We start from the raw sequence: 20567 nt of genomic DNA, 5'->3' as shown, positions 1-20567 counted from the left end.
CCTTCCGCTGCGCGCAGTTCCCCGCGCCCCTGGTTTCGCTCCTGCTACTGCTCCAGCTCCTCGCGGCCGGAGCTGAGCGCCGAGAAGTCCAGGAACTCCTGCTCCGCGGCATCGCGCCCGCGCTGCTTCTCGCGGCGGCGGTCGACGGCGGGTCGCTGGGTCTCGAAGCGGTGATCCTCGCCGCGGCGGCCGAGCATCTCGGCGCCGGAGGCCATGGTGGGCTCCCAGTCGAAGACCACGGCGTTCTCGTCGGGGCCGATGATGACGGTGTCGCCCTCCTTGGCGCCGACCTTCCAGAGTTCCTGCTCGACGCCGAGCCGGGCGAGCCGGTCGGCGAGGTAGCCGACGGCCTCGTCGTTGGCGAAGTCGGTCTGGCGGACCCAGCGTTCGGGCTTGACGCCGCGGATGCGGTACGCGCCGTCCTCTTCCTCGATGGTGAAGCCGGCGTCGTCCACGGCGGTCGGCCGGATGACGATGCGGGTGTTCTCCTGGACCGGCTTGGCCGCGCGGGCGGCGGAGACGATCTCGGCGAGGGCGTAGGAGAGTTCGCGCAGGCCCTTGTGGGCGAGCGCGGAGACCTCGAAGACCCGGTAGCCGCGCTCCTCCAGCGAGGCGCGGGTGAGGTCGGCGATGTCCTGGCCGTCCGGGACGTCGATCTTGTTGAGGGCGACCAGTCGCGGCCGGTCCTCCAGGCCGCCGTACTGGGCGAGTTCGTCCTCGATGGTCTCCAGGTCGGTGAGCGGGTCGCGGCCCGGCTCCAGGGTGGCGCAGTCGAGGACGTGGACGAGCACCTCGCAGCGCTCGACGTGCCGCAGGAACTCCAGGCCGAGGCCCTTGCCCTGGCTGGCGCCGGGGATCAGGCCGGGCACGTCGGCGATCGTGTAGACGGTCGAACCGGCGGTCACCACACCGAGGTTGGGGACGAGGGTGGTGAACGGGTAGTCGGCGATCTTCGGCTTCGCGGCGGAGAGCACCGAGATCAGCGAGGACTTGCCGGCGCTCGGGTAGCCGACCAGCGCGACGTCGGCGACGGACTTGAGCTCCATCACGATGTCGCGGGCCTCGCCGGGCTCGCCGAGCAGTGCGAAGCCGGGGGCCTTGCGGCGGGCGGAGGCCAGCGCGGCGTTGCCGAGGCCGCCGCGGCCGCCCTGGGCGGCGACGAAGGTGGTGCCGTGGCCGACCAGGTCCGCCAGCACGTTGCCCTTGCGGTCGAGGACGACGGTGCCGTCCGGGACGGGCAGGACCAGGCCCTGGCCCTCGGCGCCGGTGCGGTGGCCGCCGGCGCCGGGCTTGCCGTTGGTGGCCTTGCGCTTGGGCGAGTGGTGGTACTCGAGCAGGGTGGTGACCTGCGAGTCCACCACCAGCGTCACCGAGCCGCCCTCGCCGCCGTTGCCCCCGTCGGGGCCGCCGAGCGGCTTGAACTTCTCACGGTGCACGGAGGCGCAGCCGTGGCCCCCGTTACCCGCGGCGACGTGCAGTTCGACGCGGTCCACGAAGGTGGTCATGTGTCTGCCTCCTGTGCGATGAGAAAAATGGTCCTGCTGGTAAAGCACGAAGGGTGGGCCCGGATAGTCCCGGCCCACCCTTCACAGCGAGTCTGTACAGACTCAGGCCTCGACGGCCACGATGTTGACGACCTTGCGGCCGCGACGGTTGCCGAACTGCACGGCACCGGCGGTCAGGGCGAACAGGGTGTCGTCGCCGCCACGGCCGACGTTCGCACCCGGGTGGAAGTGGGTGCCACGCTGGCGAACGATGATCTCGCCGGCGGAGACGACCTGACCACCGAAGCGCTTCACGCCGAGGCGCTGAGCGTTCGAGTCACGACCGTTGCGAGTGGAACTCGCACCCTTCTTGTGTGCCATCTGGCTATCCCCTTTCTAGGAAGACCGCAGTAAGTGTGATTACTTGCTGACCGAGTCGATGCTGGTGATGCGCACCGCGGTGTACTTCTGGCGGTGGCCCTGACGACGGCGGTAGCCGGTCTTGTTCTTGTAGCGCAGGATGACGATCTTGTCGCCCTTGGTCTGGTCGACGACCTCGGCGTGGGCCTTCACTCCACCGAGCACCCACGGGTCGGAGGTGATGGACTCACCGTCGACGATGAGGATGGTCGAGAGCTCGACCGAGTCACCCGGCTTGGCTTCGATACGGTCGATCTCCAGCACGTCGCCCACGGCAACCTTGTGCTGGCGGCCGCCGGCGCGAACGATCGCGTACATGCGGTACCTACTTTCCTAACTCGGTCGGAGCTCCGGATGCCAGCAGCCTGGGTATGGACACAGGCCGCCTCCCCCGAAAAGAGCCGGAACCGGCCCTCGTCCAGGAGGTGAGGTGCTCAGGAGCATGGCGTCAACACGCCGAGGGTCAAGAATACGGACCGGTCCAGCCGAAGACAAACCGGGCCGTACAGCGGGCCGGGACCGTCACCGGATCGGTGGTGGTCCCGGCCCCGGGGCTCACTCTGCGGCGCCGTCACCTTCGGCGGCCGCGGCCTTCTTGGCCGCCGCGCTCGTCCGCTTGGTGGCGGTCTTGCGGGCGGTGGTCTTCTTGGCGGCCGCGGTGGTGGTCTTCTTCGCCGCGGCCTTCTTGGCGGTGGTGGTCTTCTTCGCGGCCGTCGTCTTGGCAGCCGTCGTCTTGGCGGCCGCCTTGCGGGGGGCCCGCTTCTTCGGCGCCGGCTCCTCGACGGGCTCCTCGGTCTCGACCGCCACGGCGACCTCGGCCTCGGGCTCCACCGCGGCCACGGCCTCGGCCGTCACCTCGGCAGCGGTCTCGGCGACCGGCTGCTCGGCGGCGGACTTCTCCGCGGCGCTCAGCGCGGCCTCCATCGCAGCCTCGGCGCGGGCCTGCAGCACCACGATCTCGGCCTCGCCGGACGCTCCGGCCGGAGCGGTGGCCTTGCGCACCGCGCGGCGCCGGGTGCGAGCCGGGGCCGCCGCGGCCGGCGGGATCTCCACCAGGCTCGGCTTCTCCTCGACGACGGGCTCGGCCGCCACCGGCTCCTCGACCGCGACCGGCTCGACGATCTCCTCGACCTCGACCTCGACGACGGGCTCCTCGACGGCCTCGACCGGCTCGACGCTCTCGACCGTCTCGACGGCCTCCGCCTCGGCCTGCCCCGCCCCGCCGCGGCCCCGGCGACGGCGCTTGCCGCCGCCCTCGCCCGCAGCGGCGGTGGTGGTCGCCGCGGCGGCGCCGCCGCCGTGGCTGTGCGGCTGGTCCATGTGGACGATCACGCCGCGGCCGTTGCAGTGCACGCAGGGCTCGGAGAAGGACTCCAGCAGGCCCTGGCCGACCCGCTTGCGGGTCATCTGGACCAGGCCGAGCGAGGTGACCTCGGCCACCTGGTGCTTGGTCCGGTCGCGGCCCAGGCACTCCAGCAGGCGGCGCAGCACCAGGTCCCGGTTGGACTCCAGCACCATGTCGATGAAGTCGATCACGATGATGCCGCCGAGGTCGCGCAGCCGCAGCTGGCGGACGATCTCCTCGGCCGCCTCGATGTTGTTGCGGGTGACGGTCTCCTCGAGGTTGCCGCCCTGGCCGACGAACTTGCCGGTGTTGACGTCGACGACGACCATCGCCTCGGTCCGGTCGATCACCAGCGAGCCGCCGGAGGGCAGCCAGACCTTGCGGTCCAGCGCCTTCATCAGCTGCTCGTCGATCCGGTACGTGGCGAACACGTCGACGTCCGAGGTCCACTTCTGCAGGCGCTCGGTGAGGTCGGGGGCCACGTTGGAGACGTAGTCGTGGATGGTGCTCCACGCGTCCGCGCCGCTGACGATGACCTTGGTGAAGTCCTCGTTGAAGATGTCGCGGACCACCCGCACCGTCATGTCGGGCTCGCCGTAGAGCAGCGCCGGGGCGTTGCCGGAGGCGGCCTTCTTCTGGATCTCCTCCCACTGCGTCTGCAGGCGCTGGACGTCGCGGGTCAGCTCCTCCTCGGAGGCGCCCTCGGCGGCGGTGCGGACGATCACGCCCGCGTCGTCCGGGACGATCTTCTTGAGGATCTGCTTGAGGCGGGCCCGCTCGTTCTCCGGCAGCTTGCGGGAGATGCCGGTCATCGAGCCCTCGGGCACGTACACCAGGTAGCGGCCGGGCAGCGAGATCTGGCTGGTCAGGCGGGCGCCCTTGTGGCCGATCGGGTCCTTGGAGACCTGCACCAGCACGGACTGGCCGGACTTCAGCACCGACTCGATCCGGCGCGGGCCGCTGTGGCCGCCGAGCGCGCCGAAGTTGACCTCGCCGGCGTACAGCACGGCGTTGCGGCCCTTGCCGATGTCGACGAACGCGGCCTCCATCGACGGCAGCACGTTCTGCACCTTGCCCAGGTACACGTTGCCGACGTAGCTGGTGGCCTGCTCCTTGTTGACGTAGTGCTCGACCAGCACGCCGTCCTCGAGCACGCCGATCTGGGTGCGGGTGCCGGTCTGGCGGACCACCATGACCCGCTCGACGGACTCGCGGCGGGCCAGGAACTCGGCCTCGGTGATGATCGGCACCCGGCGGCGGCCCAGCTCGCGGCCCTCGCGGCGGCGCTGCTTCTTGGCCTCCAGGCGGGTGGAGCCCTTGATGGACTGCACCTCGTCCGGGTCGAACGCGGGCTCGGTGGAGCGACGGCGCGGCTCGCGGACCTTCACCACGGTGCGCACGCCGTCCTCGGTGGTCTCCCCCGCGTCGGCACCGCCCTCGCCGCTGCGGCGACGACGGCGACGGCGGCGGCGCGAGGAGGACAGGCCGGCGGCCAGGTCGTCCTCGCCCTCGTCATCGTCCTCGTCGTGGCCGTCCTGGGCCTCGGGCTCCTCGTGGGCGTCCTCGGCCTCGGTCTCGACGGTCTCGGTCGGCTCGCCCGCGTCCTCGGCGTCACCGCGACGGCGGCGGCGGCCACCCCGACGGCGGCGGCGGGACGGACGGTCGTCCTCCCACTCCGACTCCTGCTCCGGTCCGGCGGCGGGCGCCTCGACCTCGGCCGGGGCCTCGGCCTTCACCGGCGGAGCGGCCTTCACCGGCTCCGCGGCCTTGGCGGGCTGGGCAGCGGCCTTGGCGGGCTGGGCAGCGGCCTTGGCACCCCTGCCGCCCTTCGCGGACTGCTGGACGCGCACCTGGGTGCGCACCCGGCGGCGGCGGCCGACGCCGCTGTACTCGAACTCGTCGTCGCCCTCGCCCTCGTCCTCGACCTGCGGCGCGGCGGCCTGGGCCGGCTCGGCCTTGGCGGCGGGCGCGGCCTTGGCGGCGGGCGCGGCCTTGGCGGCGGCGGCAGTGGGCGCGGGCTCCTGGAAGACCGGGGCCTGGAAGATCGCGGTGGAGGGGCGGACGGCACGGCGGCGGGCGCGCGGCGGCTCGGCGGAGGCCTCGACGACGGGCTCGGCGACCGGCTCCTCTACGACCGGCTCGGCCTCGGGCTCCTCCTCGACGACCGGCTCCTCGGCCGCGACGGGGCTCTGGGCGGGCGCGGAGACGCGCTTGCGTGCCCGGCGGGCACGAGCGGGCTTCTCCTCGGCGACCGGCTCGGCGGCGGGCTCCTCGGCCGCGGGCTCCTCGACGACCGGCTCCTCGGCCGCGACGGGGCTCTGGGCGGGCGCGGAGACGCGCTTGCGTGCCCGGCGGGCACGAGCGGGCTTCTCCTCGGCGACCGGCTCGGCGGCGGGCTCCTCGGCCGCGGGCTCCTCGACGACCGGCTCCTCGGCCGCGACGGGGGCGGTCTCCGGCGCACCGGCCGGGGACTCGGCGCGCTTGCGGGTGCGCCGGGCCCGGGCGGGCTTCTCGGCGGCCGGCGGCTCCTCGGTGCTCGCCGGGGCGGCCCCGACGACGGTCTCGGCGCCCTCGGTGGCGGCGCCCTGCGGGGAGCCGGCCGGGCGGGAGACCGCCCGGCGGCGGCGGCGCGGCGGAGCGGCGGAGGTGCCGTCGTCGGTGTTGTCGGCCGCAGCGGACTGCGGTTCGGTGTTTTCGAGCATGCGGGTGTGTCTCCCGTCAGGCCCCCGGGCTCCGCATCCGGGCACGACGTGCCACCGCTTTCACCAGCCGGCCGCGCCTTTCGGGCGGTTCCGGCTCCCACGGTGCCGTCGTTCGGACGCGAGGCCGCACAGGGGCTCGTAGTCTCGCTCGACCCCCGCACGGCGCGGGAAGTCGAAAAGTCTTCTGGTCTGACCAGTCTTCTCAGTTTTCAAGCGGCCGGGCCGAGGGTGGCCGGGCCTGCGCGCAACGACGCTCGCTCCCCTGGGGAGCCGCGGAGGCCGGGGAGCCGCAGGCCCGGAGCTGAACTCCGTGCCTGCGCTCCCGCCCACTCGGCGGACGGCGGATGCGCGCGGCGGGGCGGCCTACCGGCCGACCTCGGCCGCGGCGCGGTCGAGCGCCAGCGGGTCGGTCACCGTGCCGGTCTGCTCGTCGAGCGGCCCCTGCGCCAGCCTGGTCACCTCTGCGGGGACCGGCGGCGCGAGGTCGGCCGTCGAACGGAGGCCGGACAATACGTCGTCGGGTCGTACGGCGGGTGTGGCGTGTCGTACTACCAGGCGCAGTATCGCACAGGGAGCAGCCGTACGAACATCGTCCGCACCCTGGGTGAGTGTGTCGTCACCGATCCCGACCTGCACGGAGCCTTCCGGGAGCAGTTCCATGGCGGCGACGGCGGCGCGCGCATCGAAAGTGCGCAGGCCGTTCTTGGTCATCCGCTGCACCTCGACCGCCTCGGCGGCCAGGAAGACGCCGGCGGCCCGCTCGGCCTCCGCGGGCTCCACGCCGGGCAGGCGCAGCAGCCACTCGGACGCCTCCAGCCGCTCGACGAAGTTGCTGGTGCGGACCTCGACGGCGTCGGTGATGTCCAGACCGGGCGGCAGCGACTCGTCGAGTTGGCGGCGCAGCGCCTCGGGGTCGCGAGCAGCGGCGAGGCCGATCTCCAGGTACTCGGCCTCACTGGCGGTACCGGTCGGGGCGGCGTTCGCGTAGGAGACCTTCGGGTGCGGGGTGAAGCCCGCGGAGTAGGCCATCGGGACGGCCGAGCGGCGGAGCGCGCGCTCGAACGCCCGCTGGAAGTCCCGGTGGCTGGTGAAGCGCAGACGGCCGCGCTTGGTGTAGCGCAGACGGATGCGCTGCACCGTCGGCGCGGGCGGCGGACCGTCGGGCGTGCGGCGTGCCAGGGAGCTCAGTCCTTCGTCAGTGTGTCCCCGTCCGGCCTCGCACCGCTTGCGGCTCCGGCCGAACTCTGTCGTTCCAAGGGTACGCGGTACCCCACCCCACCCGCGCCGGGCCTGCTCCCGCACAGAACGCCCAGCGGACCGAACCGGGCTCCGCCGCGCTCCGCGAGGTCCGCCGCGCACAGTGCACGAGGCCCCCGCCGCAACGAGTGCGACGGGGGCCAACTTCCGCTTCGGGGACGTCAGTTGTTGACGACCGTCAGGGGCAGGAGCTTCTTGCCGGTGGGGCCGACCTGGATGTGGGTGTCCATCTGGGGGCAGACGCCGCAGTCGAAGCACGGGGTCCAGCGGCAGTCCTCGACCTCGACCTCTTCGAGGGCGTCCTGCCAGTCCTCCCAGAGCCAGTCCTTGTCGAGGCCGCTGTCGAGGTGGTCCCAGGGGAGGACCTCCTCGTAGGTGCGCTCGCGGGTGGTGTACCAGTCGACGTCGACGCCGGTGCCGGCGAGGCCCTTCTCGGCGGAGGCCATCCAGCGGTCGTAGGAGAAGTGCTCGCGCCAGCCGTCGAAGCGGCCGCCGTCCTCGTAGACGGCGCGGATGACGGCGCCGATGCGGCGGTCGCCGCGGGAGAGCAGGCCTTCGACGATGCCGGGCTTGCCGTCGTGGTAGCGGAAGCCGATGTTCTTGCCGAACTTGCGGTCGCCGCGGATGGAGTCGCGGAGCTTGGTGAGCCGCTCGTCGGTGGCTTCGGCGGACAGCTGCGGGGCCCACTGGAAGGGGGTGTGCGGCTTGGGGACGAAGCCGCCGATGGAGACGGTGCAGCGGATGTCGTTGGTGCCGGTGACCTCGCGGCCCTTGGCGATGACGTTCTTCGCCATCGCGCCGATCTGGAGGACGTCCTCGTCGGTCTCGGTGGGCAGGCCGCACATGAAGTACAGCTTCACCTGGCGCCAGCCGTTGCCGTACGCGGTGGCCACCGTGTTGATGAGGTCCTCCTCGGACACCATCTTGTTGATGACCTTGCGGATCCGCTCGGAGCCGCCTTCGGGGGCGAAGGTGAGGCCGGAGCGGCGGCCGTTGCGGGAGAGCTCGTTGGCGAGGTCGATGTTGAAGGCGTCGACCCGGGTGGAGGGCAGCGAGAGGCCGATCTTGTCCTCGGCGTAGCGGTCGGCGAGGCCCTTGGTGACGTCGGCGATCTCGGAGTGGTCGGCGGAGGACAGCGAGAGCAGGCCGACCTCCTCGAAGCCGGTGGCCTTCAGGCCGCGCTCGACCATTTCGCCGATGCCGGTGATGCTTCGCTCCCGCACGGGGCGCGTGATCATGCCGGCCTGGCAGAAACGGCAGCCGCGGGTGCAGCCGCGGAAGATCTCCACGGACATCCGCTCGTGCACGGTCTCGGCGAGCGGGACGAGCGGCTGCTTGGGGTAGGGCCACTCGTCGAGGTCCATGACGGTGTGCTTGGAGACCCGCCACGGCACGCCGGGGCGGTTGGGGACCACGCGGCCGATCCGGCCGTCCGGCAGGTACTCGACGTCGTAGAACCGCGGGATGTACACGCCGCCGGTCTTGGCGAGGCGCAGCAGCAGCTCGTCGCGGCCGCCGGGGCGCCCCTCGGCCTTCCAGGCGCGGACGATGTCGGTGATGTCGAGGACGGCCTGCTCGCCGTCGCCGATGACGGCGGCGTCGATGAAGTCGGCGATCGGCTCGGGGTTGAACGCGGCGTGGCCGCCGGCCAGTACGACCGGGTCGTCCATGGTGCGGTCCGCGGCGTTCAGCGGGATGCCGGCCAGGTCGAGCGCGGTCAGCATGTTGGTGTAGCCGAGCTCGGTGGAGAACGACAGGCCGAACACGTCGAAGGCCTTGATCGGGCGGTGCGCGTCGACCGTGAACTGCGGGACGCCGTGCTCGCGCATCAGGGCCTCGAGGTCGGGCCAGACGCTGTAGCTGCGCTCGGCGAGGACGCCCTCGCGCTCGTTCAGCACCTCGTAGAGGATCATGGTGCCCTGGTTGGGGAGCCCGACCTCGTAGGCGTCGGGGTACATCAGCGCCCAGCGGACGTCGCAGGCGTCCCAGTCCTTGACGGTCGAGTTGAGCTCGCCACCGACGTACTGGATCGGCTTCTGGACGTGCGGGAGGAGGGCCTCCAGGCGTGGGAAGACCGATTCGACAGTCATGCGCAAGGACCTTTACGGCAGAAAAAGCAGTGACCCTTCAGGGTAGCCGAGCCCCGAGGGTCACTGTTTCGCCGCGTGGAGGGTCAGATCGCTATCGGCCGCTGCGAGCGGACGGACTGCAGCAGTCCGATCGCGATCCACACCGCGAACATCGACGAGCCGCCGTAGGAGACGAACGGCAGCGGGATGCCCGCGACCGGCATGATGCCGAGGTTCATGCCGATGTTCTCGAAGGCCTGGAAGGCGAACCAGGTGACCGCGCCGGCCGCCAGGACCGTGCCGAACAGGTCGGTGGCCTGACGCGCTATCCGGCAGGCCCGCCACAGGATGACGCCCAGCAGACCGATCATCACCAGGGCGCCGATGAAGCCGAGTTCCTCGCCGGCCACGCTGAACACGAAGTCGGTCTGCTGCTCGGGCACGAACTGGCCGGTGGTCTGGGTGCCGTGGAACAGGCCCATGCCGGTCAGGCCGCCGGAGCCGATGGCGATCCGGGCCTGGGCGGTGTTGTAGCCGACGCCGGACGGGTCGAGCGCCGGGTTGGCGAACGCCGCGAAACGGTCGATCTGGTACTGGTCGAGGACGCCGAGCTTCCACACCGCGAGGGCGCCGGCCACACCTCCCGCCAGCAGGCCGAACGTCCAGCGGTTGGCGGCGCCGGAGGCCGTCAGCACGCCGAGCGTGGTGACGGCCATGACCATCACCGAGCCGAGGTCGGGCATCAGCATGACCACGCCCATCGGGAACGCCGCCACGGCCAGCGCCTGCAGCACGCTGCGGGTGGGCGGGTACTCCCGCTCGCCGGCGTCTACCCGGGCGGACAGCAGCACGGCCATCCCCAGCACGATCGCCAGCTTGGCGAACTCGGCGGGCTGGATGGAGAAGCCGCCGCCGAACTGGATCCAGGAGTGCGCGCCGTTGATGGTCGAGCCGAGCGGGCTGAGCACCGCGAACAGCATCAGGACCACGGCCAGGTAGACGAACGGCACCGCGGTGCGCAGCCGCCGGGTGCCCAGCGCGATCACCGCGACGCACAGGCCGATGCCGATCACCAGGTTGGTCAGGTGCCGATACAGGAAGTACTGCGGGTCCCCGTGGGTCAGCGAGTCGCGGCCGCGGGTGGCGGACCAGACCAGCAGCGAGCCCATCAGCGAGAGCGCCAGCGCCGCCAGGATCATGATCCAGTCGAGCCTGCGCAGCGGGGAGTCCTTGGCCAGCGCCCGGGACAGCGACGAGCGCCGCGGCGAGAGCCGGACGGTGCGGTACGAGCCGTAGGAGGTCATGACCGGCCCCTTCCGTTGCTTCCGGCCCGGTTGGGTTCGAGCGCGGCCAGCGCCACCGCGGTGGCCGGGTCGGCCTGGGCCGGGCGGGCCGGGTCCAGGAAGGTCCGGTCGCCCTCGTAGGTGTACGCGGTCGGGACGATCGCGGTGCCGTCCGGGTTGAACTTGGGCAGTTCGGCCTGCGGCCGGGGCAGCAGCGCCTTGGCGTTGTCGATGTTGCCCTTGTCGTCGACGCCGTACAGCGCCTGGTAGATCCGGCGCACCGAGTCGCCGGAGCCGCCGGAGCCGGTGCCACCTTGACTTATCGTCATGACCACCGCGTAGTCCTTGCTGTAGGTGGTCAGCCAGGAGGTGGTCTGCTTGCCGACGACCTCGGCGGTGCCGGTCTTGGCGTGCAGTTCGATCTTGCCCTGCGGCCAGCCCGCGCCGGTGAACTTCCAGGCGGCGGTACCGGCGGTGACGACGCCGGCGGTGGCCTGGTCGATGTACTCGAGCAGCTGCCCCTGGGCGGGGATCTTGCCGTCCTCGTGCGGGGCGATGTCGCGCACCAGGGTGCCGTCGGGGCTGACGATCGCCTTGCCCACGGTGGGCCGGTACAGGGTGCCGCCGTTGGCGAGCGCCGAGTAGATCCGGGCCATCTGCAGCGGGGTGACCAGGGTGTCGCCCTGGCCGATGGCGAAGTTGACCATGTCACCGGCGCGCATCTGGTTGCCGTCCGCGCAGTTCTCGCGGGCGATCTCGTCGGTGTACTCGTGGCCGCCCTTGGCCGCCTGGTCGCACCAGGACTGCTTCATCGCGTCGTAGTAGGACTGCTTCCACTGCCGGTCGGGGACCCGGCCGGCCACCTCGCCCGGCAGGTCGACGCCGGTCTTGGCGCCGAGGCCGAACTCGTGGGCGGTCTTGAAGAACCAGTCCGGGGCGTCCTTCTTGGGCTTGAGGCCGCCGTCCTTCATCCACTGGTCGTAGGCCAGGCCGTAGAAGACGGTGTCGCAGGAGACTTCGAGCGCCTTCTCCAGGGAGATGTCGCCGAACTGCTCGGACTCGAAGTTCTTGAACTCGCGGCCGCCGATGGTCAGCGACTTCGGGCACGGGTAGTGCCCGTTGAGGTCGTAACCGGCCTGCACGGCGGCGGTGGTGGAGATCACCTTGAAGGTCGAGCCGGGGGCGGACTGACCCTGTATGGCCCGGTTGATCAGCGGGTAGTTGGAGTCCTTGCTGTTCAGCGCCTCGTAGTCCTTGGCGGTGATGCCGCCGACCCACAGGTTGGGGTCGTAGGTGGGGGCGCTGGCCATCGCGACGATCCGGCCGGTGTGCACGTCCATCACCACGGCGGCGCCGGAGTCGGCGACGTAGTTCTTGCTGGTCTCCTTGTCGTAGACCTTGCGGGCCTCGACCATGGCCTGGTTGAGCTGGTCCTCGACCACCTTCTGCACCCGGGCGTCGATCGAGGTGACCAGGTTGTTGCCGGACTGCGCGGGCGTGGTGCCGGCGCTGCCGATCACCCGGCCGAGGTTGTCGACCTCCAGCCGGTCGACGCCGGTGGTGCCGCGCAGGTCGTCGTCGTAGACGGACTCCAGGCCGGCCCGGCCGATCTGGTCGGACGGCAGGCGGCGTTCGCGGCCGGACTTGTCGGCGGTCTTGGTGACCTCCTCGTCGGTGACCGGCGACAGGTAGCCGAGGATCTGGGCGGCGCTGGCGCCCTCCGCGCCGGTGTAGCGGCGCAGCGCGGTCGGCTGGGCGGTGACGCCGGGGAAGTCCTCGCGGCGCTCCATTATCTGCATCGCCTGCTGGGTGGTGGCCTGCTGGGTGACCGGGATCGGCTGGTACGGGGAGCCGTTCCAGCACGGCTGCGGGGTCTTCGCGTCGCACAGCCGGACCTTGTTCTTCACGTCGTCGGCGGGCACGCCGAGGACGTCGGCGAGCCTGGTCAGCACCGCCTTGCCGTGGTCCTTCTGCTGCATCAGCGCGGTGCGGGACACCGACACCACCAGCTTGGTCTCGTTGCCGGCCAGGATCCGTCCGGAGGCGTCCAGGATCTCGCCGCGGACCGCGGGTTCCACCACCTCGCGGATGTGGTTGCCCTGGGCCTTGGCGGTGAACTCCTTGCCGTTGCGGATCTGCAGGTACCACAGCCGGCCGCCGAGGGTCGCCAGCAGCGACAGCACCAGGATCTGCAGCACCACCAGCCGGATCGTCACCCGTCGGGTGCGACCGGTCTCGGGAATGTTCGTCACGTGTGCGGACTCCGTCCCGGACTCAGGGGCGCTTGGCGAGGCCGAGCACGCGCCTCTTCTTGTAGGACGCGGTGGACGACGGATCGCGGGTGGTCCGGTAGCGGGCCAGCGCGCCGAGGCCGGAGCCGCCGTCCGCGCCGCGCACCGTCTCGTTGACCACCCGGTCGCCGTCGAAGCGGCGGGCCATCAGCATCACCAGCGGCACCGTGAACGGGGCCAGCAGCACGTCGTACAGCAGGGCGCTGATCACCAGGCCGGTCAGGCCGACGTGCCGGGCCGCGGTGTCGCCGACCAGGGCGCCGACGGTGGCGTACAGCAGGGTGGAGACCACCGCGGCGACCGCGACCACGCCGATCGCGCTGAGCGCTGAGCGCTGCCGGCCGCCCTCCGGGCGGAGCAGGCCGGCGCCGTAGCCGACCAGGCAGAGCACCAGCGCGTACCGGCCGACCGCGTGGTCGGACGGCGGGGCGAGGTCGGCCAGCAGGCCGGCGGAGAAGCCCGCCAGGCAGCCGCCGGTCGAGCCGTACACCAGGCCCAGGCCGACCACCACCAGCATCAGCAGGTCCGGGGTGGCGCCGGGCAGTTGGAGCCGGCCGAGGACGCTGACCTGGATCACCAGGGCGAGCACCAGCAGGACGGCGGACAGCAGGATCCGAGACGGACGAAACATCAGTTCCCCCCGGTGGTGGGCGGTGCGGCGGCGATCGGCGCCTGCGGGTTGCCCGCGGCGCCGGCGGACGGGGCGGGGACCGGCGGCAGCACGGCGTCCCGCGGGTCGGTGCGCGGCGGGACGACCACCACGCCGATCAGGTCCAGGCGGGTGAACTGCACGTACGGCTCGACCAGGACGGTCTTGGTGAGCTGGCCCGGGGTGGCCTGCACCTCCTTGACGGTGCCGACCGGCACGCCGGGGACGAACGGGCGTCCGCTCTGCGAGCCGAAGGTGACCAGCCGGTCGCCGGCCTTCACCTGGGCGCGGCCGTTGAGCAGCTCGATCTTCATCGGCGAGGCGCCCTGGCCGGCCGCGAAGCCGATCTCGTTGTTGCCCTCCAACCGGACGCCGGCGGTGAAGCCGGGGTCGGAGGCCAGCAGCACGGTGGCGGTGGTCGGGGCGACGGTGGTGATCCGGCCGACCAGGCCCTGGCCGTCGATGACGGTCATGTCGCGGGTCAGGCCGTCGTCGCTGCCGGCGTCGATGGTGATGGTCCAGGAGAAGCCCTGGGCGGCGCCGACCGCGATCACCTGCGCGGCCTTGATGGTGTAGCCGCCGGTGCCGGCGGTGCGCAGCATGTCGTCCAGTTGCTTGGTGCGGCCGGCCGCGGCGTCCGAGGAGGCCAGCTTCTGGCGCAGCTCGGTGTTCTCCCGGGTGATCTGGTCCAGGCGCTGCTGGTGGGTGCTGGCGTCGCGGATCGCCCGGATGTATCCGGCGACCGGGTCGACGGCGCCCGCCGCGGCGTTCTCCACCGGGCCGAGCACGGAAGCCGCCGCCCGGCGCGGGGCGCCGAGCGGCGAGTCCTGGCCGCCCTTGATGTCGACGGTGATCAGGGCGAATGCGAGCGCGACCAGGAGGACCAGCAGTAGTCGACTCTGTCGGGTGTCCCTCACGGTGCTGGTGCCGCCCCTTCGTGCCGATTGTCCATCTGCTGGTCCATCAGCTCTGTCAGCCCTGTCTGTTCTTCAGTTGGAAAGTTGTCTAGCGACGCGGCTGGGCGTCGAGTACCTGCTGCAGTGCCTCGAACTCCTCGACGCACTTGCCCGCCCCCAGGGCGACCGAGTCGAGCGGGTTCTCGGCGATGTGCACCGGCATGCCGGTCTCCCGGCGCAGCCGCTCGTCCAGGCCGCGCAGCAGGGCGCCGCCGCCGGTGAGCACGATGCCGCGGTCCATCACGTCACCGGCCAGCTCCGGCGGGCACTGGTCGAGGGTGGTCTTCACCGCGTCGATGATCGAGTTCACCGGCTCGTCGATGGCCGCGCGGACCTCGGCGGCGGAGATCACCACGGTCTTCGGCAGGCCGGAGACCAGGTCGCGGCCGCGGATCTCGGCGTGCTCGTCCTTCTCGCCCTCCAGGCCGAACGCGGAGCCGATCGACATCTTGATCTGCTCGGCGCTGCGCTCGCCCAGCAGCAGGCTGTACTCCTTCTTGATGTGCTGGACGATCGCGTTGTCCAGCTCGTCGCCGGCCACCCGCAGCGACTGGGCGGTGACGATGCCGCCGAGCGAGATCACCGCGACCTCGGTGGTGCCGCCGCCGATGTCGACGACCATGTTGCCGGTCGGCTCGTGCACCGGCAGGCCGGCGCCGATCGCGGCGGCCATCGGCTCCTCGATGATGTGCACCTGGCGGGCACCGGCCAGCATGCTGGCCTCCACCACGGCGCGGCGCTCGACGCCGGTGATGCCGGACGGCACGCAGACCACGACCCGCGGGCGGGCCAGGTAGCGGCGGCGGTGGATCTTCAGGATGAAGTACCGCAGCATCCGCTCGGTGATCTCGAAGTCGGCGATCACGCCGTCCTTCAGCGGGCGGATCGCCACGATGTTGCCGGGGGTGCGACCGATCATCTGCTTGGCCTCGGCGCCCACCGCGAGGATGCCGCCGGTGTTGGTGTTCACCGCGACCACCGACGGCTCGTTCAGGACGATGCCCTTGCCCCGGACGTACACCAGTGTGTTCGCGGTGCCGAGGTCGATCGCCAGGTCCCGGCCGAGGAACGACAGGTTGTTCGCCATGGGATGTCGAGTGCCTTCCCGAATGTGGATCAAGGGCGGGGGGAGAGCGCCGCCGCGCGGGCCCGACGGGCTGACGGCGGCTGAGCAGCCGCTCCGCGCCCGTGAGTTGGGGTCCATCGTAATCACGCCGAACAGTGCGAGCGGCGGGTACGGCGTGCCGCCCATTCTCCGGGGCCGGATCGGCTTCTCCTGGCATTGGGACGCCGTGTCGGAGAGTAGGGTTCCGTGATTTGAGGATTAACGCCCAGTTGGGCGAAGTGCCCCTGCCGAGGCAGGGGCACCGGGGTCGTGCAGGACTCCTACCGGGTCCTCGCCCTGCGTCCTCAGACGTGGGCCGGGAAGAAGATCTTGATCTCGCGCTCGGCCGACTCCGGGGAGTCCGAGGCGTGGATCAGGTTCTCGCGGGTGATCGTCGCGTAGTCGCCGCGGATGGTGCCCGCGCCCGCCTGCAGCGGGTCGGTGGCGCCGGCCAGCGCGCGGATGCCCGGGATCACGTTCTCGCCCTCGACGATCAGCGCGATCGACGGGCCGGAGGTCATGAACTCCAGCAGCGGCTCGTAGAACGGGCGGCCGACGTGCTCGGCGTAGTGCTGCTCCAGGGTGCCGCGGTCGAAGGTGCGGAGCTCCATCGCAGCGAAGCGCCAGCCGGCCTTGCGCTCGATCCGGCTGATGATCTCGCCGGCCAGGCCGCGCTTGACGGCGTCGGGCTTGAGCAGGACGAGAGTGCGCTGGGACACGGGGCGGCTCCTGAGGAGGTCGGTGGTGCGGTGTGTGCACCTGACACTACCCCGGGCGGGAGGCCGCCCCCGCGCCCAGCCCGGTCAGGCGGCGGCCGGGGCGGGCGCCTCGGCGGCCGCGGCGCGCTGCGCCTTGAACTCGTCGATCTTGCGTCCGTAGTGCACCGAGCACCACCACAGGCCGCCGAACACCACGCCGAACGCGTACATCGTCGGCAGCACCAGGCCGCTGGCCAGCACGCCGAGTTGCAGCGCCCAGCCGACCCAGACCGCGCCGGGCCGGGTGATCACGCCGCACAGCAGCACGCACAGCAGGATGGCGACGCCGCTGACCGCCCAGATGGTGCCGGTGCCGACGTCGGTCAGCTTCATCGCGACCAGGCCGGCGAACATGATCAGCAGTGCCTCGCCGATCAGGGTGGAGGAGCACAGGGTGCGCATCGGCGGCTACTTCTTCCTTCCGAACAGCAGGCGCGCCTCGCCCACCGTGATGACGGAGCCGGTGACCAGGACGCCGGCGCCGCCGAGGTCCTCCTCCTCGGCGAGGGTGACCGCGGCGTCGATGGCGTCGTCCAGTCGGGGCTCGACCTGCACCCGGTCCTCGCCGAACACCTCGACGGCCAGCGCGGCCAGCTCGTCGACGGGCATCGCGCGGTGGGTGGAGTTCTGGGTGATGACGACCTCGGCCAGGATCGGCTCGAAGGCCTCCAGCAGGCCGGTGACGTCCTTGTCGCCGCTGGTGCCGATCACGCCGACCAGCTTGGTGAAGCCGAACGCCTCGCCGAGCGCGGAGACCGCGGCCTGCGCGCCGTGCGGGTTGTGCGCGGCGTCCAGGATCACGGTGGGGCTGCGGCGGACCACCTCCAGGCGGCCCGGGGAGGAGACGCCGGAGAACGCCTGCCGGACCTTGTCCTCGTCCAGGTGCTCGGCGCCGCCCTGGCCGACGCCGAAGAACGCCTCGACGGCGCTCAGCGCGAGGGCCGCGTTCTGCGCCTGGTGGTCGCCGTGCAGCGGCAGGAAGAGGTCCTGGTACTCGTGGCCGCCGAGGCCGCGCAGGGTGACCAGCTGGCCGCCGACCGCGACCTCGCGGCGCAGCACGCCGAACTCCATGCCCTCGCGGGCCACCGTGGCGTCCACCTCGACGGCGTGGCGCAGGATGGTCTCGGCGGCGTCCAGCTGCTGCTGGGCGACCACGGCGAGCGCGCCCGGCTTGATGATCCCGGACTTCTCGACCGCGATCTTGCCGGTGGTGTCGCCGAGCTTGTCGGTGTGGTCCAGGCCGATCGGGGTGATCACCGACACCTGGGCGTCGATCACGTTGGTGGCGTCCCAGGAGCCGCCCATGCCGACCTCGACCACCGCGACGTCCACCGGGGCGTCCGCGAAGGCCGCGTACGCCATGCCGGTGAGCACCTCGAAGAAGGACATCGCGACCGGCTGCGCCGCGTCCACCATCTGCACGTACGGCTCGATGTCGCGGTAGGTCTCGACGAACTTCTCCGGGCTGATCGGCGCCCCGTCCAGGCTGATCCGCTCGGTGACGGACTCCACGTGCGGGGAGGTGTACCGGCCGGTGCGCAGTTCGAAGGCGCCGAGCAGCTGCTCGATCATCCGGGCGGTGGAGGTCTTGCCGTTGGTGCCGGTGATGTGGATGGACGGGTAGGAGCGCTGCGGCTGGCCCAGGATGTCCATCAGCGCCTCGATCCGGTCGAGCGAGGGCTCCAGCTTGTTCTCCGGCCAGCGGGTGGCCAGCTCCGCCTCGACGGCGCGCAGTTCGGAGTCGGTGCCGCCTGCGTCGGCGGGACGGACGGTGTAGGGGTTGGGCTCGGCCTTGTCGCTCACCCCGCCAGTCTAAGGACTCCCGACGCCGGGCCCCGACGGCCACCCCGGAGGCCGGCGAACCGGCCCGGGCCCTCTTGACACCTGAATTGGTCTACTCCACCGTGTGAGTCGCTCGTCCCGCTCCTCGGCTCCCCCGCACCGCACCCCCATCGACACTCCCCCACATGGAGATGGCATGCGTGCACCACATCGACACCCGCGCGGCGCGCGGGCCCTGCTCGCCGGGCTGCTGTCGGCCGCGCTGGCCCTGGTCGGCATGGTGCTGACCGGCACCGGCACGGCCACCGCCGCGAACGTGGACGTGATCCAGAACGGCGACTTCTCGGCCGGCAACCACATCGCGCCGTGGACCTGCGGCCCGACCGTCACCGCGGTGAACAACTCCGCCACCGGCTGGGACCTGCAGGGCGCCCCGGCCGGCTCGGACTACGCCAACTGCAGCCAGCAGGTCACCGTGCTGCCCAACTCGACGTACACCCTGTCCGCGGCGGTGCAGGGCACGTACGTGTTCCTGGGCGCCACCGGCACCGGCGGCACCGACCCGTCCACCTGGAGCTCCGACACCGGGTGGAACACGCTCAGCAGCACCTTCACCACGGGCGCCGCCACCACCTCGGTGCAGGTGTGGTTCCACGGCTGGTACGGCCAGTCCGCGTACCTGGTGGACAAGGTGACGATGGTCGGCCCGGGCACCGGCTCGCCCAGCCCGTCCGCCTCCGGCTCGTCCTCGGTGTCGCCGAAGCCGTCCGACTCCGCCTCGCCGTCCCCGTCGACGTCCACCTCCTCGTCGCCGTCGCCGAGCAGCTCGACCACCACGCAGCCGCCCAAGCAGAAGCACACGCTGACCGGCTACTGGCAGAACTTCTACAACGGGGCGACGCCGCAGCGGATCAGTGACGTCCCGGCGGCGTACGACATCATCGCGGTGGCCTTCGCGGACGCCACCGGCACCCAGGGCGCGATCTCCTTCACCCTGGACCCGGCGCTGTCCTCGAAGCTGAACGGCTACACCGACGCCCAGTTCAAGGCCGACATCGCGGCCAAGCACGCGGCCGGCAAGAAGGTGATCATTTCGGTCGGCGGGCAGAACGGCACAGTCTCGGTGGCGAGTTCGGCCGCGGCGAGCAACTTCGCCAACTCCGCGTACAGCCTGATCCAGACCTACGGCTTCGACGGGATCGACATCGACCTGGAGAACGGCGTCAACGCCACCTACATGGCGCAGGCGCTGCACACCCTGGCGGCCAAGGTCGGGACCGGGTTCGTGCTCACCATGGCGCCGCAGACCATCGACATGCAGTCCACCGGCACCGAGTACTTCAAGCTGGCGCTGGCCACCAGGGACATCCTGACCATCGTCAACATGCAGTACTACAACTCCGGCGCGATGCTCGGCTGCGACGGCGGCGTGTACTCGCAGGGCACCGAGAACTTCCTCACCGGCCTGGCCTGCATCCAGTTGCAGGGCGGCCTCGACCCGAGCCAGGTCGGCCTCGGGGTGCCCGCCTCGACCAGCGCGGCCGGCGGCGGCTACACCAGTCCGGCGACCGTGAACGCGGCCCTGGACTGCCTGGCCGCCGGCACCAACTGCGGTTCCTTCAAGCCGTCGAAGACCTGGCCGGGCATCGGCGGCGCGATGACCTGGTCCACCAACTGGGACGCCCTCGCGGGCGGCGGCATCGCGGGCACCGTCGGCTCCCACCTGCACGCCATGCCGTAACGGCGGGTCAGCACCGGGCCCGGCGCGGGAGGTTCCGCGCCGGGCCCCGGCAGTGACGATCCGTCACGTCGTGACGCGGGGCGTGGGCAGTCGGGCGGCGTGGCGGCGGCGCAGTTCGGCGGCGATCTCCTCGGCCTCGCCGTCCGGCAGCAGCGGCAGCATCATCGCCACCGCCTGCACCAGGCCGCCCAGCAGGTAGGTGGTGTCGGCCGTGCCGGCCACCAGGGCACGGACCGCGGCGACGTCCCCGTCCGCGACGGCCTCCAGCAGCAGCGCGGCGCTCGCCGCCTCCTCGTCCACCGCGACCTCGCAGGCGCCGTACGGGGCGCGCCGGGCCAGGCCGCGCAGCACCCGGTCGGCCACGTCGGGGGCGTAGGCCTTGCGGACCGCCTCGGCGGCGATCCACACCAGCAGGGTGGTCGTCTCGCGCTCGGCGTCCTCGGCGAGCAGCAGGTCGAGTTCGGTGTCGAAGGCGAGCTGGTTTCCGTGCCGGAATGCCAGCAGGAGGGTCGCCGCCCGGGCCTTGGCCGCCTCCACCTCTTCCATCGGAAGTTCGTCGGCCAACTCCCTGGTCGCCACCATGCGTCTGCCCTCCGTTCGATGCCCCGCCCGAATGGGAACTCCGCCCACCGTACACATTCGATGTGCGAAGTTCGCTGAACGCGCGGGGGGCGGCAACCCGTTGTATTCCCTTTGGCGGAGTGCGCCAATTGCCGGGAATACCG

The 20567-nt window shown here is 71.6% G+C and carries 16 protein-coding genes; 1 reads left to right on the top strand and 15 read right to left on the bottom strand.

Features of this window, described 5'->3' with window-relative positions; genetic code table 11:
• Positions 1-44: 44 nt before the first annotated feature.
• The 14 genes from obgE to ACI1MP_RS25260 all read right to left on the bottom strand — a co-directional run bounded on the left by obgE (position 45) and on the right by ACI1MP_RS25260 (position 18122).
• Positions 45-1505, bottom strand: coding sequence for a GTPase ObgE (gene obgE / locus ACI1MP_RS25325; protein WP_043913964.1), 1461 nt, complete (start codon positions 1503-1505; stop codon positions 45-47).
• A gap of 102 nt (positions 1506-1607) precedes the next feature.
• Positions 1608-1865, bottom strand: coding sequence for a 50S ribosomal protein L27 (gene rpmA, locus ACI1MP_RS25320; RefSeq protein ID WP_014135732.1), 258 nt, complete (start codon positions 1863-1865; stop codon positions 1608-1610).
• Between the two features lie 39 nt (positions 1866-1904).
• Positions 1905-2222, bottom strand: coding sequence for a 50S ribosomal protein L21 (rplU, locus tag ACI1MP_RS25315; protein WP_043913967.1), 318 nt, complete (start codon positions 2220-2222; stop codon positions 1905-1907).
• Between the two features lie 237 nt (positions 2223-2459).
• Positions 2460-5951, bottom strand: coding sequence for a ribonuclease E/G (locus tag ACI1MP_RS25310; RefSeq protein ID WP_404869536.1), 3492 nt, complete (start codon positions 5949-5951; stop codon positions 2460-2462).
• 363 nt (positions 5952-6314) lie between these two features.
• Positions 6315-7088 carry a TIGR03936 family radical SAM-associated protein gene (locus ACI1MP_RS25305; protein ID WP_043913969.1) on the bottom strand — a complete coding sequence of 258 codons (774 nt, stop codon included), beginning with the start codon at positions 7086-7088 and terminating at the stop codon, positions 6315-6317.
• A gap of 281 nt (positions 7089-7369) precedes the next feature.
• The gene (locus ACI1MP_RS25300; RefSeq protein ID WP_100585691.1) at positions 7370-9298 is read right to left on the bottom strand and encodes a TIGR03960 family B12-binding radical SAM protein; all 1929 of its coding nucleotides are present in this window, start codon (positions 9296-9298) and stop codon (positions 7370-7372) included.
• 83 nt (positions 9299-9381) lie between these two features.
• The gene (gene rodA, locus ACI1MP_RS25295; RefSeq protein WP_404869535.1) at positions 9382-10581 is read right to left on the bottom strand and encodes a rod shape-determining protein RodA; all 1200 of its coding nucleotides are present in this window, start codon (positions 10579-10581) and stop codon (positions 9382-9384) included.
• Complete coding sequence (gene mrdA / locus ACI1MP_RS25290) at positions 10578-12812, bottom strand: penicillin-binding protein 2 (RefSeq protein WP_380335537.1); 2235 nt, start codon at positions 12810-12812, stop codon at positions 10578-10580. Before mrdA ends, rodA begins: the two co-directional genes overlap by 4 nt.
• A 22-nt stretch (positions 12813-12834) precedes the next feature.
• Positions 12835-13482, bottom strand: coding sequence for a rod shape-determining protein MreD (gene mreD / locus ACI1MP_RS25285; protein WP_380335540.1), 648 nt, complete (start codon positions 13480-13482; stop codon positions 12835-12837).
• Positions 13482-14417: a rod shape-determining protein MreC gene (gene mreC, locus ACI1MP_RS25280; protein ID WP_043913979.1), complete on the bottom strand. Its 936-nt coding sequence runs from the start codon at positions 14415-14417 to the stop codon at positions 13482-13484. The genes mreD and mreC overlap by 1 nt, the downstream gene beginning before the upstream one ends.
• Positions 14418-14505: 88 nt before the next feature.
• On the bottom strand, positions 14506-15531 hold the full coding sequence (locus ACI1MP_RS25275; protein ID WP_043916362.1) for a rod shape-determining protein: 1026 nt from the start codon (positions 15529-15531) through the stop codon (positions 14506-14508).
• A 335-nt stretch (positions 15532-15866) separates the two neighbouring features.
• Complete coding sequence (gene ndk / locus ACI1MP_RS25270; protein WP_043913981.1) at positions 15867-16280, bottom strand: nucleoside-diphosphate kinase; 414 nt, start codon at positions 16278-16280, stop codon at positions 15867-15869.
• Between the two features lie 84 nt (positions 16281-16364).
• Complete coding sequence (locus ACI1MP_RS25265; RefSeq protein ID WP_100585687.1) at positions 16365-16721, bottom strand: DUF4233 domain-containing protein; 357 nt, start codon at positions 16719-16721, stop codon at positions 16365-16367.
• A 6-nt stretch (positions 16722-16727) separates the two neighbouring features.
• Positions 16728-18122: a folylpolyglutamate synthase/dihydrofolate synthase family protein gene (locus ACI1MP_RS25260; protein WP_043913984.1), complete on the bottom strand. Its 1395-nt coding sequence runs from the start codon at positions 18120-18122 to the stop codon at positions 16728-16730.
• A 175-nt stretch (positions 18123-18297) separates the two neighbouring features.
• Here ACI1MP_RS25260 and ACI1MP_RS25255 point away from each other — a divergent pair, with 175 nt between their 5' ends.
• Entirely contained in the window at positions 18298-19842 is a 1545-nt protein-coding gene (locus ACI1MP_RS25255; RefSeq protein ID WP_404869534.1) for a chitinase, read from the top strand.
• 63 nt (positions 19843-19905) lie between these two features.
• Here ACI1MP_RS25255 and ACI1MP_RS25250 read toward each other — a convergent pair whose 3' ends face one another.
• Positions 19906-20424 (bottom strand): hypothetical protein, encoded by a 519-nt coding sequence (locus tag ACI1MP_RS25250; RefSeq protein ID WP_100585685.1) that lies wholly within the window; start codon positions 20422-20424, stop codon positions 19906-19908.
• Between the last annotated feature and the right edge of the window lie 143 nt (positions 20425-20567).

This window comes from Kitasatospora griseola (assembly GCF_044999035.1).
GTDB classification, from domain to species: domain Bacteria; phylum Actinomycetota; class Actinomycetes; order Streptomycetales; family Streptomycetaceae; genus Kitasatospora; species Kitasatospora griseola.
The sequence above is the reverse complement of the archived record's forward strand: the minus strand, read 5'-3'. Positions and strand labels throughout refer to the sequence as shown.

Coding starts and splice junctions, on each gene's coding strand:
- rodA (WP_404869535.1), bottom strand. CDS start 10,581: ATGACCTCCTACGGCTCGTACCGCACCGTCCGGCTCTCGCCGCGGCGC.
- ACI1MP_RS25300 (WP_100585691.1), bottom strand. CDS start 9,298: ATGACTGTCGAATCGGTCTTCCCACGCCTGGAGGCCCTCCTCCCGCAC.
- ACI1MP_RS25250 (WP_100585685.1), bottom strand. CDS start 20,424: ATGGTGGCGACCAGGGAGTTGGCCGACGAACTTCCGATGGAAGAGGTG.
- obgE (WP_043913964.1), bottom strand. CDS start 1,505: ATGACCACCTTCGTGGACCGCGTCGAACTGCACGTCGCCGCGGGTAAC.
- rpmA (WP_014135732.1), bottom strand. CDS start 1,865: ATGGCACACAAGAAGGGTGCGAGTTCCACTCGCAACGGTCGTGACTCG.
- ACI1MP_RS25255 (WP_404869534.1), top strand. CDS start 18,298: ATGCGTGCACCACATCGACACCCGCGCGGCGCGCGGGCCCTGCTCGCC.
- ACI1MP_RS25310 (WP_404869536.1), bottom strand. CDS start 5,951: ATGCTCGAAAACACCGAACCGCAGTCCGCTGCGGCCGACAACACCGAC.
- mreD (WP_380335540.1), bottom strand. CDS start 13,482: ATGTTTCGTCCGTCTCGGATCCTGCTGTCCGCCGTCCTGCTGGTGCTC.
- rplU (WP_043913967.1), bottom strand. CDS start 2,222: ATGTACGCGATCGTTCGCGCCGGCGGCCGCCAGCACAAGGTTGCCGTG.
- ACI1MP_RS25265 (WP_100585687.1), bottom strand. CDS start 16,721: ATGCGCACCCTGTGCTCCTCCACCCTGATCGGCGAGGCACTGCTGATC.